The 16,806-nt window shown below is 69.2% G+C and carries 16 protein-coding genes; 11 read left to right on the top strand and 5 right to left on the bottom strand.

The window, feature by feature from the left end; genetic code table 11:
• The first annotated feature begins 18 nt into the window (after positions 1-18).
• The 4 genes from ABZX61_RS26455 to ABZX61_RS26440 are packed head-to-tail and all read left to right on the top strand — an operon-like array spanning position 19 to position 3,751.
• Complete coding sequence (locus tag ABZX61_RS26455) at positions 19-1,377, top strand: extracellular solute-binding protein (protein WP_355198501.1); 1,359 nt, start codon at positions 19-21, stop codon at positions 1,375-1,377.
• Positions 1,374-2,288, top strand: a complete 915-nt coding sequence (locus ABZX61_RS26450; protein WP_350727209.1) for a sugar ABC transporter permease — start codon at positions 1,374-1,376, stop codon at positions 2,286-2,288. The genes ABZX61_RS26455 and ABZX61_RS26450 overlap by 4 nt, the downstream gene beginning before the upstream one ends.
• Positions 2,285-3,106: a carbohydrate ABC transporter permease gene (locus ABZX61_RS26445; protein WP_350727208.1), complete on the top strand. Its 822-nt coding sequence runs from the start codon at positions 2,285-2,287 to the stop codon at positions 3,104-3,106. Before ABZX61_RS26450 ends, ABZX61_RS26445 begins: the two co-directional genes overlap by 4 nt.
• Positions 3,107-3,145: 39 nt before the next feature.
• A complete protein-coding gene (locus ABZX61_RS26440; RefSeq protein WP_355198499.1) occupies positions 3,146-3,751 on the top strand; it encodes a VOC family protein in 606 nt (201 codons plus the stop codon).
• Positions 3,752-4,210: 459 nt separating this feature from the next.
• On the opposite strand, the gene ABZX61_RS26435 is transcribed toward ABZX61_RS26440, so the two are convergent.
• A complete protein-coding gene (locus tag ABZX61_RS26435; protein ID WP_355198497.1) occupies positions 4,211-5,875 on the bottom strand; it encodes an endo-1,4-beta-xylanase in 1,665 nt (554 codons plus the stop codon).
• 259 nt (positions 5,876-6,134) lie between these two features.
• On the opposite strand from ABZX61_RS26435, the gene ABZX61_RS26430 reads away from it, so the two are divergent.
• The 5 genes from ABZX61_RS26430 (at position 6,135) to ABZX61_RS26410 (ending at position 10,753) form a co-directional block, all read left to right on the top strand.
• Complete coding sequence (locus tag ABZX61_RS26430; RefSeq protein ID WP_355198495.1) at positions 6,135-6,590, top strand: cupin domain-containing protein; 456 nt, start codon at positions 6,135-6,137, stop codon at positions 6,588-6,590.
• Between the two features lie 89 nt (positions 6,591-6,679).
• The gene (locus ABZX61_RS26425) at positions 6,680-8,341 is read left to right on the top strand and encodes a class I adenylate-forming enzyme family protein (RefSeq protein ID WP_355198493.1); all 1,662 of its coding nucleotides are present in this window, start codon (positions 6,680-6,682) and stop codon (positions 8,339-8,341) included.
• A gap of 195 nt (positions 8,342-8,536) precedes the next feature.
• Entirely contained in the window at positions 8,537-8,947 is a 411-nt protein-coding gene (locus ABZX61_RS26420) for a hypothetical protein (RefSeq protein ID WP_350727203.1), read from the top strand.
• A 22-nt stretch (positions 8,948-8,969) separates the two neighbouring features.
• A complete protein-coding gene (locus ABZX61_RS26415) occupies positions 8,970-9,323 on the top strand; it encodes a nuclear transport factor 2 family protein (RefSeq protein ID WP_355198491.1) in 354 nt (117 codons plus the stop codon).
• 140 nt (positions 9,324-9,463) lie between these two features.
• Positions 9,464-10,753, top strand: a complete 1,290-nt coding sequence (locus tag ABZX61_RS26410) for an MFS transporter (RefSeq protein WP_355198489.1) — start codon at positions 9,464-9,466, stop codon at positions 10,751-10,753.
• Position 10,754: 1 nt separating this feature from the next.
• Here the strand turns inward: ABZX61_RS26410 and ABZX61_RS26405 are convergent, their stop codons facing one another.
• Positions 10,755-11,495 (bottom strand): metallophosphoesterase family protein, encoded by a 741-nt coding sequence (locus ABZX61_RS26405; protein ID WP_355198487.1) that lies wholly within the window; start codon positions 11,493-11,495, stop codon positions 10,755-10,757.
• 99 nt (positions 11,496-11,594) lie between these two features.
• On the opposite strand from ABZX61_RS26405, the gene ABZX61_RS26400 reads away from it, so the two are divergent.
• Positions 11,595-12,188: a Uma2 family endonuclease gene (locus ABZX61_RS26400; RefSeq protein WP_355198485.1), complete on the top strand. Its 594-nt coding sequence runs from the start codon at positions 11,595-11,597 to the stop codon at positions 12,186-12,188.
• A gap of 6 nt (positions 12,189-12,194) precedes the next feature.
• Here the strand turns inward: ABZX61_RS26400 and ABZX61_RS26395 are convergent, their stop codons facing one another.
• On the bottom strand, positions 12,195-12,428 hold the full coding sequence (locus ABZX61_RS26395) for a hypothetical protein (protein WP_355198483.1): 234 nt from the start codon (positions 12,426-12,428) through the stop codon (positions 12,195-12,197).
• 24 nt (positions 12,429-12,452) lie between these two features.
• On the opposite strand from ABZX61_RS26395, the gene ABZX61_RS26390 reads away from it, so the two are divergent.
• Positions 12,453-13,052, top strand: a complete 600-nt coding sequence (locus ABZX61_RS26390; protein ID WP_355198481.1) for a Uma2 family endonuclease — start codon at positions 12,453-12,455, stop codon at positions 13,050-13,052.
• A 43-nt stretch (positions 13,053-13,095) separates the two neighbouring features.
• On the opposite strand, the gene ABZX61_RS26385 is transcribed toward ABZX61_RS26390, so the two are convergent.
• The gene (locus tag ABZX61_RS26385) at positions 13,096-15,651 is read right to left on the bottom strand and encodes a phenylalanine--tRNA ligase subunit beta (RefSeq protein ID WP_355198479.1); all 2,556 of its coding nucleotides are present in this window, start codon (positions 15,649-15,651) and stop codon (positions 13,096-13,098) included.
• Positions 15,651-16,700: a phenylalanine--tRNA ligase subunit alpha gene (gene pheS / locus ABZX61_RS26380; protein WP_355198588.1), complete on the bottom strand. Its 1,050-nt coding sequence runs from the start codon at positions 16,698-16,700 to the stop codon at positions 15,651-15,653. Before pheS ends, ABZX61_RS26385 begins: the two co-directional genes overlap by 1 nt.
• Between the last annotated feature and the right edge of the window lie 106 nt (positions 16,701-16,806).

The raw sequence follows: 16,806 nt of genomic DNA, 5'->3' as shown, positions 1-16,806 counted from the left end.
AAACACGGGGAGCGCGTGATGAAACGTACGCTGGCCGGTTCTCTCTTCCTTCTCCTGACCGCCGTCGCCGGGTGCGGCGGCGGCACCCCGCAGAACACCTCAGGCGCCAAGGAACTCGAGGTCCTCTACAAGGTCGAGACGACGTGGCCGTACCTGGAGAAGATGCTCGCCGCCGCGAAGCAGCAGTACGAGTCCGCCCACCCGGGCGTCAAGATCAAGCTCACGGCCGTCCAGGGCAACAACGAGGCGTACTACACGAAGCTGGCGCTGCTCAACCGCTCCCCCGACTCGGCCCCGGACCTCTACTACCACGACACGTTCCAGGTCAACGCGGACGTCGCCGCCGGCAAGCTGGCCCCGCTCGACGACTACCTGGCCAAGTGGCCCGACTGGAGCACCCAGTTCCCCGACTCGGTCAAGCAGGCCGCCAAGGGTGGCGACGGCAAGATCTACGGCGTGCCGATCAGCACGGACACGCGCGGCCTCTGGTACCAGAAGGACGTCTTCGCCAAGGCCGGCCTGCCGGTCCCGTGGGAGCCGAAGACCTGGAACGACGTGCTCACGGCGGCCCGCACGATCAAGCAGAAGCTGCCCGGCGTCGTCCCGTTCAGCATGTACGCCACCAAGATCCACGGCGAGGCGGCGACCATGCAGGGCTTCGAGATGCTCCTGTACGGCACGCCGGGCGGCACCCTGTACGACGACGCGCAGAAGAAGTGGGTGGCCGGCGGCAAGAACTTCACCGACGCCCTGACCTTCGTCAACACCGTCTTCCGGGAGGAGCTGGGCCCGAAGCAGGCCGACGCCCACAACGCCAAGCTCGGCGACAAGGTGACCATGGAGTGGTTCCCCGAGGCCAAGCTCGGCATCTCCCTCGACGGGGCCTGGGCGAGTTCGGCCTGGAGGCCCACCGGGACCAAGCCATGGCCCGAGTGGACGGAGAAGATCGGCTGGACGCCCATGCCGACGCAGAACGGCGGGGCGCCGGGCGCGGTCAGCATGTCGGGCGGCTGGGTCATGGCGATGAGCGCGTACACCAAGCACAAGCAGGAGGCGTTCGACTTCATCACCACGGCCACGAACAAGGAGAACTCGATGGCGTACTCGGTCGGCACGGGTGACCTGGCCGCCCGCAAGGACGTGGCCGCCGACCCGAAGTACAGCGCCGACAACCCGAGCGTCAAGTTCTGGACCGACCTGGCCTCCGTCACCCACTACCGGCCCGCGTACGAGGTGTACCCGAAGGTGTCCACCCAGGTCCAGGAGGCCATGGAGGCGGTCGTGACCGGCTCGCGGACCCCTGAGGAGGCCACCGCGAACTACGCCAAGGCGCTCCCGGCCGCGGTCGGCGGACCCGACAAGGTCATGTCGCGATGACGATCGCCACCGCCCCACCTCCGCCCGTGACGAGCCGCCCGGTACGCGGCTCGTCACGGCGGAACGCCATGCGCTGGCTCCTGCCCCTGGGCCCCGCCCTGGTCCTGCTCGCGCTCTTCCTGGCGGGGCCGATCCTGTGGAGCGTCTACATAGCCTTCACCAACGAGACGTTGACGGGCTCGGCCTCGGTTCACTCGCGGTTCGTCGGCGTGGCCAACTTCGTCAAGCTCTTCGGCGACCCGAACTTCCTGAACTCGTTCCTCCTGACGTTCGTCTTCGTCATCGGCTCGGCGGTCATCGGCCAGAACACCCTCGGCCTGATCATCGCGCTCCTCCAGCGCGGCCGCGGCCGGGTGACCCGCAGCGTCGTCAACGGCGTGGTGATCGCCGCCTGGGTGGTGCCGGAGGTCGTGGCCGCGGCCTGCTGGTTCTCGTTCCTGGCCGAGGAGGGCACCCTCAACAGGGTCCTGGGCCTCTCCCAGGAGTGGCTCTACACGGCCCCGATGCTGGCGGTGATCCTGGCGAACATCTGGCGCGGCACGGCCTTCTCCATGCTCGTCTACTCGGCCGCGCTCTCCGAGGTGCCCGCCGACCTGGTGGAGGCCGCCGCCGTGGACGGCGCGGGCCCCGGCCGCCGGCTCCTGCACATCACGCTGCCGCTGATCCGCCGCTCCATCATGGCCAACCTCATGCTGATCACGCTGCAGACCCTGGCCAGCTTCGGCCTCATCTACGCCCTGACGGGTGGCGGCCCGGGCACGGCCAGCCAGACGACGCCGCTGTACATGTACGAGCAGGCGTTCCGCTACTTCGAGATCGGCTACGGCTCGGCGATCGCGCTGGTCATGCTGGTGATCGGCGCGCTGTTCTCGCTGGTCTACCTGCGCCTGATCAAGGTGGAGGACGCATGACGAGGCTCGCCGGCCGCGCCGCCGCCCTGCTCTCCCTGGCGCTGATCACGCTGGCCTTCCTGGGCCCGTTCCTCTGGGTCCTGCTCGCCTCCGTCCAGTCCGAGGCGAGCCTGGCCGCCAAGCCGACGCTCTCCTTCTCGCTGGACAACTTCAAGGCCGTCCTGACCTGGGACACGATCATCCTGCCCCTGATCAACTCGATCGTCATCTCGGGCTCCACGGCGGTGCTGACGGTCCTGGTGGCGGGGCTGGCCGCGTACCCGCTGTCGCGCTACCAGCTCCGCTACCGCCGCCACTTCATGCTGAGCCTCCTGTTCACCACGGGCCTGCCGGTGACGGCGATCCTCGTGCCGGTCTACGCGATGTTCTTCCGCTTCAACCTGTACGGCTCCGTGCCCGCCATGGTGCTGTTCCTGACGGCGAGCTCGCTGCCGTTCTCGATCTGGATGATGAAGAACTTCATGGACGGCGTGCCGGTGAACCTGGAGGAGGCCGCCTGGGTGGACGGGGCCGGCTGGCTCCGCTCGCTGACGACGGTGGTGGGCCCGCTGATGGCCCCGGGGATAGCCGTGGTCGCCATCTTCGTCTTCGTCGGCCAGTGGGGGAACTTCTTCGCCCCCTTCGTCCTGCTGGACACCCCGGAGAAACAGCCGGCGGCGGTCACCGTCTACACGTTCTTCTCCCAGTACGGGCAGGTGGCCTACGGCCAGCTGGCCGCCTTCTCGATCCTCTACACGGCGCCGGCGGTGGTCCTCTACGTGGCCGTCAACAAATACCTGGCCAGTTCCTTCAGCTTCGCCGGCTCGGTGAAGGGCTGACGGCTTACCAGAGGTAGTTGAAAGGCGTACGGTTGACGCATGGCTGCGACCCCGGACACCGTGCACTGGCGCGGCGTGCACCACCTCGCCCTGGTGACCGCGGACATGGACGCCACCGTGCGATTCTGGCACGGCGTGCTCGACGCCCGCCTCGTCACCACCCTTGCCATCCCCGCGTTCAGGCACTACTTCTTCGAGGTGGCGCCGGGTAACACCGTCGCCTTCTTCGAGTACACCGACCAGCCGCTCGACAGCTTCGCCAAGCCCGCCGGCGTGCCCTACCCCAAGGCGGCGCAGTTCGACCACCTGTCGCTGCACCTGCCGGACGAGGACGCGCTCAACCGGCTGCGCGACCGGCTCAAGGCGCACGGCTGCGAGGTCACCGACGTCATCGACCACGGCTTCCTGCGGTCCATCTACTTCAGCGACCCGAACGGGATCGCGCTCGAGGCCTCCTGGTGGACCGTCGATCCGACCGGCCGGCCGGTGGACTACTCCGACGAGCGCCTGTTCGCCGACCCCGACCCGGTGCCCGCCGTACGGGAGCTGCGGGAGGAGGGGCGGCTGCGCCGGACGGTCGCGACACGCCTGGTGGACGGCATCGTCGAGGACCTCAGGCGTGAGGGGATCACGCTGGATCCTTGAGTTTCACAAGGCATCACGTGGGGAAGGTCGCCGTTTGACCTGCCCCACGTTAGCCTGACCTCAGTTCGCATGTATGCCACTACATGCGGCGGCCGTTTAGTCGATCATGGCTGTGGTAGCGCCGATCGCTATGACAACGGCGGCAAGTATGACGAGAAACCGTACGGTCCGGGGTGTTGACTTGATCGCATCCCGGACTATGCGTCCGAGCTCTTGCACGATCGTGGTCCCAAAGCCCGATGGATCGCACATCGCAGGTTTCACCTCCCCCCCAAATCGGGCCCCTGACCTGCACCGTCCCTCCTTTCTTAATCTTGGTTCCACGGTGCATGAGGGTCTCCCAATCTGCAAGTAGGCTTCACGTGGTTCTCCGAGTGTGAAAGTAAATTTCAGTCCACAGGCGCGCCACGACCTGCCGGTCAGAAAACCGGCAGGTCGTGAAGGCCCGGGAGATCGGGCCTATGCGCAGGTGTAGCCGGAGGGTGTCTGCGTGTTGCCGCTCGGCCGGCTGACCTGGAAACCGAAGGTGGTACTGGCGTTCGGGGCCAGGTTTCCGTTGTAGGCGAGGTTCTTGGCGGTGACGGTCTGCCCGCTGACGGTGAGGGTCGCGTTCCACGAGCCGGTCAGCGTGTGCCCGGCGGGCAGGGTGAAGGTGACGGTCCAGCCCGTGATGGCGGAGGTCCCGGTGTTGGTGACGGTCACGGGCTGGACGACGTACCCGGTGGCCCACTGGGTCTGCACGGTCCCGGCGGCCGTGCAGCCACCGCCGCCGGGGCCGGCCGTGGTGGTGAAGGCGCCCAGGGCGGAGTTCGCCGAGACGTTCCCGGCCCCGTCACGGGCCCGGACGTACACCTGGTACTGGGTCGAGGGGCTGAGCCCGGTGAGCGAGATCGAGTTGGTCGTGGACTGGCCCAGGAGCTGGTCGGTCGCGCCCTGCTCGCGGTAGACGTCGTACCCGGCGAGCCCGCTCCCGCCGCTGTCAGTCGAGGCGGTCCAGGTGAGCGAGGCCGAGTTCGAGGTGACATTGCCCGCCGAGGGCGTGCCCGGCGTGGTCGGCGGGGTGGGGTCGGTGGTCGTGCCGCCGGCCAGCGCGTCGTGCACGGCGGTGTACGACGGCTTCTGCTGGTAGCTCTCGTCGTAGATCAGGGCCGCGCCCTGCCCGGAGAACGTGTCGGGCACCCACGAGTACTTGTCGGTGAAGCCCCAGATCGTCACGCCGGCGCAGGCGGTCACGGCCAGGCAGGCGTTGACGACGTTGCGGTAGTAGGTGGCCTGCGTGGCGTCCTTGGTGGCGTCCCTGGGCATCACCATGCGCACGTCCAGCTCGGTGATGCGGACCTGGACGCCGAGGGCGGCGAAGCGCTGGAGGTTCTGCTGGAAGTCGTTCGGGAAGCCGTACTGGATCGCGAGGTGCGTCTGGAAGCCGACGCAGTCGACGGGCACGCCCTGCTGGCGCAGCGACGAGACCAGGTTGTAGATCGCGGTGCTCTTGGCGTTGATCCCCTCGGTGTTGTAGTCGTTGATGCACAGCCGGGCGTCGGGGTCGGCGGCGCGGGCGGCCCGGAAGGCGTCGGCGATGTAGCTCTGGCCCAGCGTGTTGTACCAGAACGACGTGCGCAGGTTGCCGCTGTCGTCGAAGACCTCGTTGACCACGTCCCAGGAGACGACGGTCGGGTTGCTGGCGTAGTGGCCGACGACCTGGCTGATGTGGTTCTGCATGGCGCTGCGCATGGCGGTGGCGCTCAGGCCCTGCACCCAGCCCGGGGTCTGGTTGTGCCAGACGAGCGTGTGGCCGTGGACCTGCTGGTTGTTCTGGGTGGCGAAGTTGACGATGGCGTCGGCGCCGGAGAAGTTGAACTGGCCCTGGCTGGGCTCGGTCGAGTCCCACTTCATCGCGTTCTCGGCGGTGACCTGGCTGAACTCGGTGGCGGCGATGTTGCGGTAGGCGTTCTCGTTGGCGAGCGGGCTGGTCGCGAGCGCCGCCCCGATGAACTTGCCCTTGGCCGCCGCGTGGGTGCGTAAGGGCGCGGAGGCGTGGGCCGGGCCGGCCGGCAGGAGGAAGGCTGTGAGCATCCCCACGAGGGCGAGGAGGACTCTGACGGGCGAGGACGAATGCACGGACATCTACCTCCGAAAGCTTTCGATCCTGGTAGATCGCATCGAAGACGGTATTGACATGCTGGATCAGGGTCAATGCCGACCTCGTGCGGCCACTAAACCAGCAGTTGAAAGCTAGAAACTATCGGAAAAGAAATGAAACTTTCATGAGCCTTGCTCCCGCCGGGCCCCTCAGGAACATTGGTAGCAATCACCCTCATAGAAGGGCAGACCAATGGCAGACGGGCTCGTCTTACCCCCCGGCGCCGGGCAGTCGCTTGGGTCCATGGGGATGACGCTGAAGGTCGGGGCGGAGCACTCGAAGACCTGGTCGGCGTTCGAGAACACGATCGCACCGGGCTTCGACGTCGGCGCCCATTTCCACCACCACGCCGAGGAGCTGTTCTACATCCTCGACGGCGAGCTGGACCTGCTGGCCTTCCAGCCGCGGGAGATCACCGGCGAGCCCTGGCAGACGTGGGAGTCGGAGGGCGGCGCCCGGACGGTGCGCGGCGGCCCCGGCAGCCTCATGTACGTGCCCGCGGGCTGCCCCCACGCCTTCGCCAACCCCGGCGCCACGCCCACCCGGATGCTCTTCATCGTCACCCCGGCGGGCCATGAGCACTACCTGCGTGAGCTGGGCGAACTGCTGTCCCGCCCGGGGCCGCCCGACCAGGCCGCCGTCATCGAGCTGCGGACCCGGTACGACATCCAGCAACTGTCCCCCATCGGCCTCGGCTGAGCCCGTTCCCGGCGAGCTAGCGCAACGTACCTACCGGTCGGTACTGTGATTTATCCAGAACAATCGTCCACTAGCCGGGAGTTCGGTGTATGTCCCTTTCGCACGCCCAGGTCGTGGCCCAGCTCACCGGACCCGGTCAGCTGTTCGAGATCGAGGAGATCGGCGACACCGGGATACGCACCTGGAAGCACGCGCCCACCCACTTCCGCGCGCTGCTGGAGATGAGCCGCTTCCACGGCGAGAAGGTCTTCCTCGTGTACGAGGACGAGCACATCACGTTCGAGGACCATTTCCGCCGCGCGGCCACCCTCGCCAACCGCCTGGTCGAGGAGTACGGGGTGCGGAAGGGCGACCGGGTGGGCGTGGCCATGCGCAACTACCCCGAATGGGTCGTCGCGCTGTCGGCCGCGCTGGCGGCGGGGGCCGTCGCCGTACCGCTCAATGCCTGGTGGACGGAGGCCGAGCTGGCCTACGGCGTGCGGGACTCCGGAGCCAAGGTGCTGATCGCGGACGGCGAGCGCGCCGCCCGGCTCGCCGCGACGGGCGTCCCCCTGATCGTCACCCGGGGCGAGGTCCCGGAGGGCGCGCGCGGCTTCGACGACGTGCTGGGCAAGGTCGCCGCCGACGTCACGCTCCCCGCCGTCGAACTGGCCCCCGAAGACCCCGCCACGATCTTCTACACCTCCGGCACGACCGGCAGCCCCAAGGGAGCGCTGGGCAGCCACCGCAACCTGGGCCAGTCCCCCATGACCGTCGCCTTCGGCCTCATGCGGGCGGTGGCCATGGCGGGCAAGGACGTCGCGGCCGCGGCCGGCACCCGCCGGGTCACGCTCCTGACCGTCCCCCTGTTCCACGTCACAGGCTGCTTCTCCGCCCTGACCACCACGATGTTCGCCGGCGGCGGCCTCGTGCTCATGTACAAGTGGGACCCCGAGCAGGCGCTGCGGCTGATCGAGCGGGAGCGCGTAACCGCCATGATCGGCGTGCCCACGAACGCCTGGCAGCTCATGTCCCACCCCGACTTCGGCAAGTACGACCTGTCGTCCCTGACCACCCTCGGGTACGGCGGCGCCCCCGCCCCGCCCAAGCTCCTGGAGCGCATCACCCACAACCTCCCCAACCGCGCCCCCTCCAACGGCTACGGCATGACCGAGACGACCGCCCTGGCCATCGGCAACGGCGGCGCCGACTACCAGGCCAAGCCCGACAGCATCGGCCTGCCCTCGCCCGTCGTGGACGTGCGCGTGGTCGACCCCATGGGCGCCGAGCTGCCGCCCGGCGAGGTGGGCGAGCTGTGCGTACGCGGCCCGAACGTCATCCTGGGCTACTGGAACAAGCCGGAGGCGACGGCGGAGACGTTCGTGCACGGCTGGCTGCACACCGGAGACCTGGCCAAGATCGACGAAGAGGGCTTCGTCTACATCGTGGACCGGGCCAAGGACATGGTGATCAGGGGCGGTGAGAACGTCTACTGCGCCGAGGTGGAAGCGGCCCTGTTCGAGCACCCGGCGGTCGACGACGCCGCCGTGATCGGGGTGCCGCACGAGGAGCTCGGGGAGGAGGTCGGCGCGGTCATCCGTCTGGCGCCCGGCACCTCGGTCGCCACCGAGGACCTCCAGTCGTTCCTCAAGGAGCGGATCGCCAAGTTCAAGATCCCGGCGCACATCTGGTTCCGGGAGGGCGAGCTGCCCCGCAACCCCGGCGGCAAGATCCTCAAGACCCACCTGCGCAGGGAGATCCTGGGCGCGTAACCCCGCTCTTTCCGGCCTCCCGGCACCTTGCTTTCGCCGGGAGGCTTTCGCGTGACCACCGTCACAATATGAGCGTTACCGCAGGTGGAACGGGCTTCCGACCGTCCCCTTTACGTGGCGGGTAATCGCGCCCCCTACGTGGCGGCTGACATCTTTCAGGTGTCGCGAAAAACCGCCACCAAGGGAGCCCGAGACATGAGCACCGCCCTGACCATCACCGCCGACCGGATGAAGTTCCTGCGCCTCGCGCTGGCCGCCGACGCCGTCGTCACCGGCGGCAACGGGCTGGTCTACCTCGCCTTCGCCGGCCCCGTGAGCGACCTGCTCGGCCCCGGCGCGGCCCTGCTGCGCGGCATCGGCGTCTTCCTGCTGGTGTACGGCGCCGCCGTCGGCCTCCTCGCCACCCGCCGCGCCATCAGCCCCGCCGCCACCAGGGCCGTGATCGCCCTGAACATCGTCTGGACCCTCGGCAGCATCGCCGCCGTCGTCACCGGCGCCGCCGATCTCACCACGATCGGCGCCATCTGGACCATCGCCCAGGCGCTGGTGGTCGGCGTGTTCGCCGAACTCCAGATCGTCGGCCTCCGCAAGACCCGCAACAACTGACAAAAAAGAAGGAATGACCATCATGAACCTCATCGAGCGCTACGTCGCCGCCTGGAACGAGACCGACGCCGACGCCCGCGCCAAGGCCGTGGCCGAGCTGTGGACCGAGGACGGCACGTACACCGACCCCCTGGCCGACGTGAAGGGCCACGACGCGATCGCCGCGATGATCGCGGGCGCCCAGGGCATGTTCCCCGGCCTGGTGTTCACCCCGGGCGAGGTGTACGACGCCCACCACCACATCGCCCGCTTCACCTGGCACCTGGGCCCGGAGGGCGGGGAGGCGGTCGCGGTCGGGTTCGACGTGGTGGAGCTGGCCGAAGACGGGCGGATCCGCACGGTCCTCGGCTTCCTCGACAAGGTCCCCGCCGCCTGACCCTCCCCCTCTCTCACCGAAGGCTCCCGCTCCTCGCGGGAGCCTTCCGCATGCCCGCCCCCTCCCACACACCAAAACCAGCCCCCGCCCGCCGAAAACGATTTGCCCCGATCATCACCCGAGCCGGAAAATTGACGCTCGTGCTGCCCACCGGACTGAAGCGCCTCCTGCGTCACTTCACCATCGACCTGAGCCCTCTGCGCGACTCCCGCGACTACCGCCTCCTCTTCGCCTCCGGCGTCATCACGATGTTCGGCACGTTCATCACCATGGTCGCGGTGCCGTACCAGATGAAGGAGCTGACGGGCTCCTACCTGGCGGTCGGCCTGGTGAGCCTGGCGGAGTTCGTCCCGATGGTGGTGTGCGGCCTGTGGGGTGGGGCGATCGCCGACGCGCTCGACCGCCGCAAGATCATCGTCCTGAGCGAGCTGGGCCTCCTGGTCACCACGGGCGCGCTCACGGTCAACGCGATGCTCCCCAACCCCCAGGTCTGGGTCCTGTACGTGATGGGCGCCGTCTCCACGGGCATCGCCTGCCTGCAGCGTCCCAGCCTGGAGGCCGTGTTCCAGCAGGTGGTCAAGCACGAGCAGCAGGGCGCGGCGGCGGTGCTGTCAAGCATGCGCTGGAACTTCGGCGCCATCGTCGCCCCGGCGCTGGGCGGCCTGCTGGTGACCGCCCTCGGCCCGGCGGCGGCGTACGGCATCGACACGCTGAGCTTCGTGGTGTCGATGGCGCTGCTGTGGCGGATCAGGTCGCTGCCGCCGGCCGAGGACGCCGCCCCCGCGTCGCTGGAGTCGCTGGCCGAGGGCATGCGGTACGCGGTGCGCCGCCCCGACCTGATGGGCACGTACCTGGTGGACATCGCGGCCATGGTGTTCGCGATGGGGACGTCGCTCTTCCCGTTCCTGGCCGACGAGCTGCACTCCCCGCAGGCGCTGGGGCTGCTGTACTCGGCGGGGGCGGTGGGCGCGCTGGCCGCCTCGATCACCGGCGGCTGGGCCGCCCGCGTACACCGCCAGGGCCTGGGCGTGATCATCGCGGCCGCCCTCTGGGGCGTGGCGATCGCCGCGTCGGCGCTGGCCCCCAACGTCTGGATGCTGTTCGTCTGCCTCGCCTTCGCGGGCGCCGCCGACATGATCAGCGGCATCTTCCGCATGACGATGTGGAACCAGACGATCCCGCCGGAGCTGCGCGGGCGGCTGGCCGGGATCGAGCTCCTGTCGTACGCGTCCGGCCCGATGCTGGGCAACGCCCGCGCCAGCCTGATGGCCAACTTCGGCGGCACCCGCTTCTCCCTCGGCGCGGGCGGCCTGCTGTGCGTGGGCGCCGTGCTCGGCCTGGCCGCCGCGCTGCCTGCGTTCCGCACGTACGACGCCAGGACCGACGACCACGCCCTGGCGGAGAAGCTCCGCAGGGAGGCCGCCGTCTAGATCACCGGTTTTCCGCCTTGGCGAACACCCGCAGCGCCTCGGCGTCGGAGTGGACGTTCGTCACGTAGTCGGCCACCCACTCCTCGATCCCGCCGAACCCGCTCTCCCGCACCAGCCGCTCCCCCACCAGGGCGGCGTCGAGCGGGGTCCGGCGCAGGGTCACGGCGCCGGTGTCGCCGTCCAGCAGCGCCCAATGCGCCCCGCTCCGCCCGTACGGCATGCCGACCGACCCGGGGTTCACGACCAGCACCCGATCGGCCAGCCGTACGAAGGGCATGTGCGTGTTGCCCAGCACCACGGTGCCGGCGCCCTCCCCGGCCAGCACCTCGGCCCACCGCTCCAGCGAGCTGTCCACGAGGATCATCTCCTCGTCACTGCGCGGCGTCGCGTGCACGAACAACGTGGTCCCCAGCCGCCCCAGCTCGACCACCTGCCGATCGGGCAACCCGGCCAGCAGTTCGACCTGATCCTCCCGCAGCTGCTCGGCCGCCCACTGGGACACGGGATAGGGGCTGGCCTTCCCGCGCACCGCCTCCACCAGCTCCCTGTCGGCGTTCCCGTTGACCCACAACGCCCGCTCCCCGAGCGAGACGAGCACGTCCAGCGTCTGCACCGGCATCGGCCCGGCGGCCATGTCCCCGGTCAAGGCGATCACATCGGCCCCGGCCACCTCGGGCTCGGCCAGCACGGCCTCGAGCGCGGGCAACACTCCATGAATGTCGGACAACACGGCGATACGCATACGGCCACTCTCCCCCACCCGTTCGCGCCCGACGAACGCCCATGTTGCGTATTTGTGCATTCACACAGCGTGAGCGCGTCAGATTGCTAGCGTTGGGCCATGACGACCGAAGCGATGAGGCATCCCTCGCTGCCCGACTGGGTGTTTCCTCCACCAGGGGGCTTCATCGCGGAAGACCTCGATCACATTTCGGATTTGCCCGCGCACACAGAGTTGATTGATGGAAGCTTGGTCTTCGTGAGGCCCCAAGGATCCTTCCACGCACTAATGGTCGACCTGCTCGTCGCCGCCCTACGCCAAGCCACCCCAGAAAACTTCCGGGTGCGACGCGAGATGAGCATCATTCTCGGCCCCAGCCAGCGCCCGGAGCCCGACCTCATCGTGATCAAGACCCAGGCCGTGCGCGACGACGACGAGACCTTCTACCAGGCGCAAGATGTGGTTCTCGCGATAGAGGTAGTCACTCCCGCGTCCGAGGTCCGCGACCGTCACCGCAAACCGCAACTCTACGCCGAAGCCGCGATCCAATACTTCTGGCGAGTCGAGAAGAACCCGGACAAGCCCGTGGTCTATGCCTACGAACTGGATCCCGCCACCCGCTCCTATGTCCCCACCGGCATCCACCGCGAGTGCGTCAAAGTGACCGCCCCCTTCGATCTGGCCATCGACCTCACCGAGATCGACCGGCTCTGAGCGCCCTCAGCCCGCCTCGCGCCACCCCTCATAGCGCTCCACCAGCTCATCCACCCTGGCCAGCGCCCCCTCGTCCACCCCTTCGACGACGACCAGCCACTGCGCGTCCTCGGCGTCGTCCTCCCCGGCCAGCGTCTCCCGCACCACCCGCGGCACCCCGAGCGCCGGAAACCACTCCCCGAGCGTCTCCGCGACCTCCTCAGCGTCATCCCGCTCGGCGAACACCAGCAGATGCTTCATCTTCCTCCTCCCACCTTGCGAGTGATGCTCATAATGCCGCCTTCAACATCGCTTCCCGAGTGGGTCGTCCCGCCGCCGGAAGGCTTCGTAGCAGAAGACCTCGATCACATTCCGGATTTGCCCGCACACACAGAGTTGATCGATGGAAGCCTGGTCTTCGCAAGTCCGCAACGACGCTTCCATCAGCTGGTCATCCACCGGCTGCATGTCGAGCTGGAGGGTCTCGTGCCGACCGAGCACGAAGTCGTCCAGAGGATGAGCGTCAAGCTAGCCCCCCGGCAGCGTCCAGAGCCTGACCTCTTCGTCCTGGGGCCCGACGCCCTGATCGGCCCTGACGTCACGTGTTTCCAGGCCGAGGACGTGGTCCTTGCTGTTGAAGTGGTCTCACCCGACTCAGAGGAGCGCGACAGAAAACGCAAGCCCGTCCTCTACGCCGAGGCGGGGATCCCTCATTTCTGGCTGATCGAGGAGATCAACGGCAAGCCGGTCGTCCACGTCTACTCACTCGATCCCGTCACAGAGGTCTACGTCACCACGGGCGTCCACTACGACAGGCTGAAGATCCCGGTCCCCTTCGACATCGACATCGACCTCACCAAGCTGTGCAAGAGCAGAACGCGATAGGGGCCGAAACGGCGGCGTTCCGCCGTACCGGCCCCTTCCCGGCTCAGGAGCTACGGAGCTGGGCGCCCACGCGGTCGGTCGCCATGGCCACCGCCGCGTCGCGCGCCGCCGTGGTCTCCTCCACCGTCAGCGTCCGGTCCGCGGCGCGGAAGCGCATCGTGTAGGCGAGCGACTTGTTCCCCTCGCCCACCTGCTCCCCCGCATAGACGTCGAACAGCCGGATCGACTCCAGCAGCTCGCCGGCCCCGTCGCGCAGGGCGGCCTCCACGTCGGCCACCGGCGTGAAGTCGGGCACGATCAGCGCGACGTCCTGCGTGGCCACCGGGTAGGCCGACACCGACGGCGTCTGAACGGGACCCGGCATGGCGGACTCCAGGCGTGACAGCTCCAGCTCCATGGCCGAGGTGCGCGGCGGCAGCCCGTACGCCTCGATGACGCGCGGGTGCAGCTCGCCGGCGTGCCCCACCAGCGTGTCGCCCACGTAGAGGGCGGCGCACCGGCCGGGGTGCCAGGGCTCGTGCTGGTCGGCGCTGATGGACAGCTCCAGCCGCGCCTCGCCCGCGACCAGCCGCGCGGCCTGCACCGCGTCGGCCCAGGAGGCGGTGCGACCGCTGCCCCACCAGCCGGACCGCTCGAACTCGCCGGCCAGCACCACCGCGACCCGTACCGGCTGGTCGGGCAGCGCCGCCTCGATCGAGGCCAGCTCCTCGGCGGTCGGCCGGCGCTCGACCCCGAGCGCCGGCGCCACCTCGGGAGCGCCCTCGCGCGGCCGGTAGACCGGCCCCATCTCGAACAGCGCCACGTCCGAGAACCCGCGCCCGGCGTTGCGTACCAGGGTCTTGAGCAGACCCGGCAGCAGCGTCGTGCGCATCAGCGGCTCGTCCTCCGACATCGGGTTGGCCAGCCGCATGGCACGGCGGCGCGCGTCGTCGGCGGGCAGCAGCAGCCGGTCGAAGTCGTCGGGGCTGATGAACGGGTAGCTGAGCACCTCGACGTAGCCGCCCTCGGCCAGCGCCCGGCCGGCCCGGCGGCGCAGCCGCTGGCCCTCGGTGAGCCCGGCCCCGGCGGGGGCGGAGGGCAGCACCGACGGCAGGCTCTCGTAGCCCTCCAGCCGGATGACCTCTTCGGCCAGGTCGTTGGGGTCGGTGAGGTCGGGACGCCACGACGGCGGCGTCACCGTGATCATGTCGTCGCCGGTGACGGCCAGCTTGGCCGCCAGGGCGCCGCCGGTCACGACCCCGGTCGGGTCGACGCCGCCCTGGCGCACGGCCGGGTCGTCGCCGTCGACCACGACGCAGCCGACCTGCTGCAGCCGGGAGACGACGGTCTCCTTGGAGTAGGGGACGCCGGCCACGGTGCCCGGATAGCTCGACGGGATCGCGATGCGCGCGGGCGACACCTCGACCTCGGCGTGCGTGACCCCGGGCTGGATGCTCGCGCCGCCCAGCTCGGCCAGCAGTTGCACGGCCCGCCACGAGGCGACGAGGGGCAGCTCCCGGTCGACGCCGCGTTCGAACCGCTTGGACGACTCCGACACCAGCCCGTTCCTGCGCGACTCGCGCGAGATGCCGGTCGCGGAGAAGTGGGCGGCCTCGATGACGATGTCGGTGGAGCCGTCGGAGATCTCGGTCTCCAGCCCGCCCATGGTGCCGGCCATCGAGATCGGCCCCGACTGGTCGGTGATCAGGATGTCGTCGGGGTCGAGCTCGCGTACGACGTGGTCGAGCGTCTCGAGCCGCTCGCCCGCGACGGCGCGGCGCACGACGATCTCGCCGCGCAGCTTGCCGCGGTCGAAGGCATGCAGCGGCTGCCCGAGCTCCAGCATCAGGTAGTTGGTGATGTCGACGGCCAGCGACACGGACCGCATGCCGGCGCGCGTGAGGCGGATCCGCATCCAGAGCGGGCTCTGGGCGGCAGGGTCGAAGCCGGTGACCTCGCGCAGCACGAACCTGTCGCACGCGGTCGGGTCGGCGATCGACGCCGGCCACGCCGTACCGGTCTCGGTGGGCAGCTCGACGTCGGCGGGGTCGCGGAACGCCACCCCGAACCCGGTCGCCACCTCGCGGGCCACGCCCCTGATCGACAGCGCGTAGCCGATGTCGGGCGTGATCTCCAGCTCGATCACGTCGTCGCGCAGGCCGAGCAGCTCGACCACGTCGGTGCCGATCGGAGTGTCGGCCGGCAGCACCATGATGCCGCCGTGGTCGTCGCTCAGCCCGAGCTCGCGCTCGGAGCAGATCATGCCCTCCGACATGCGCCCGTACGTCTTGCGCGCCCCGACCTCGAACCCGCCGGGCAGTACGCCCCCGGGCAGCACGACGGGCACGCGGTCGCCGGCGACGAAGTTGGTGGCGCCGCAGACGATCTCGCGCGGCGTCGCCTCACCGGTCTCGACCTTGCAGTGCCGGATCGGCTTCTTGAAGCCGGACAGCTCCTCGATCACGAGCACCTCGCCGACGACGACGTTCTTGACGTCGTGGCCGTGCGAGCTGATCGACTCGAGCTTGAGCCCGGCGGCCGTGAGCTTGTCGGCCACCTCGTGGGCGGTGACCGCCGGGAGATCGACATACTCCCGCAGCCAGGAAAGCGGGACCTTCATCAGATCTCCATTCCGAACGGGAGCGTGAAGCGCACGTCTCCCTCGACCATGTCACGCATGTCCTCGGCGTTGTGGCGGAACATCAGCGTCCGCTCGATGCCCATGCCGAACGCGAACCCGGAGTACCGCGACGGATCGACCCCGCAGGCGATGAGCACGCGCGGGTTGACCATGCCGCAGCCGCCCCACTCGATCCAGCCCTCCGACTTGCAGGTGCGGCAGGGCGGGTTGCCGGGGATCGCCGAGCTGCCGCGGCAGACGAAACACTTGAGGTCCATCTCGGCGGACGGCTCGGTGAACGGGAAGTAGTTGGGCCGGAAGCGGGTCGTGATGCCCTTGCCGAACATCACCTCCGCGAACCGGTCGAGCGTGCCCTTGAGGTGGGCCATCGTCAGGCCCTCGTCCACGGCCAGCCCCTCGGTCTGGTGGAAGACCGGGGTGTGGGTGGCGTCGAGCTCGTCGGTGCGGAACGTCTTGCCAGGCGAGATCACGTAGACCGGCAGGTCGCGCTGGAGCAGCGCGCGGATCTGCACCGGCGAGGTCTGCGTGCGCAGCACCATGCCGGAGTCGGCGTGACCCGGCGCTGCCACGTAGAACGTGTCGTGCTCCGAGCGGGCCGGGTGGTCCTTGGCGATGTTGAGCGCGTCGAAGTTGAACCACTCGCCTTCGAGCTCGGGGCCCTCGGCCACTTCGTAGCCCATGGCGACGAACGCGTCGGCGATGCGCTCCTGCAGCGTGGTCAGCGGGTGGCGGGCGCCGCGCGGCCGCCGGTCCCACGGCAGGGTGACGTCGACGGTCTCCTCGACGAGCACCCGCGCGTCGCGCTCGGCCTCGAGCTCGGCCTGGCGGGCGGCGAGCGCTTCGTTGATCGCCCTACGGGCGGTGCCGACGCGCTTGCCGGCCTCGGCGCGGGCGGCGGGCGGCAGGGCGCCGATCTCGCGGTTGGCCAGGGCGATGGGCGAGCGGTCACCCGCGTGCGCCAGCCGGGCCTGCTTGAGTGCGTCGAGGCTGTCGGCCGCCTTGATCGCCGCGATGGCGTCGGCCTCCATGCGGGACACCTCGTCGGCATGCAACGGTGTCACCTCGACGGGGTCGTAGTCAGACAAGAGTGAGCTCCGTATCCAGGGCTTGAGCGGAAAAGAGTCTAGTGGGGCC

Origin of the sequence: Nonomuraea sp. NPDC003709 (assembly GCF_040610775.1) — a bacterium.
GTDB classification, from domain to species: Bacteria; Actinomycetota; Actinomycetes; order Streptosporangiales; family Streptosporangiaceae; genus Nonomuraea; species Nonomuraea angiospora_A.
Note: the sequence above shows the minus strand (reverse complement) of the source record. Positions and strands in the feature narration are given on the sequence as shown.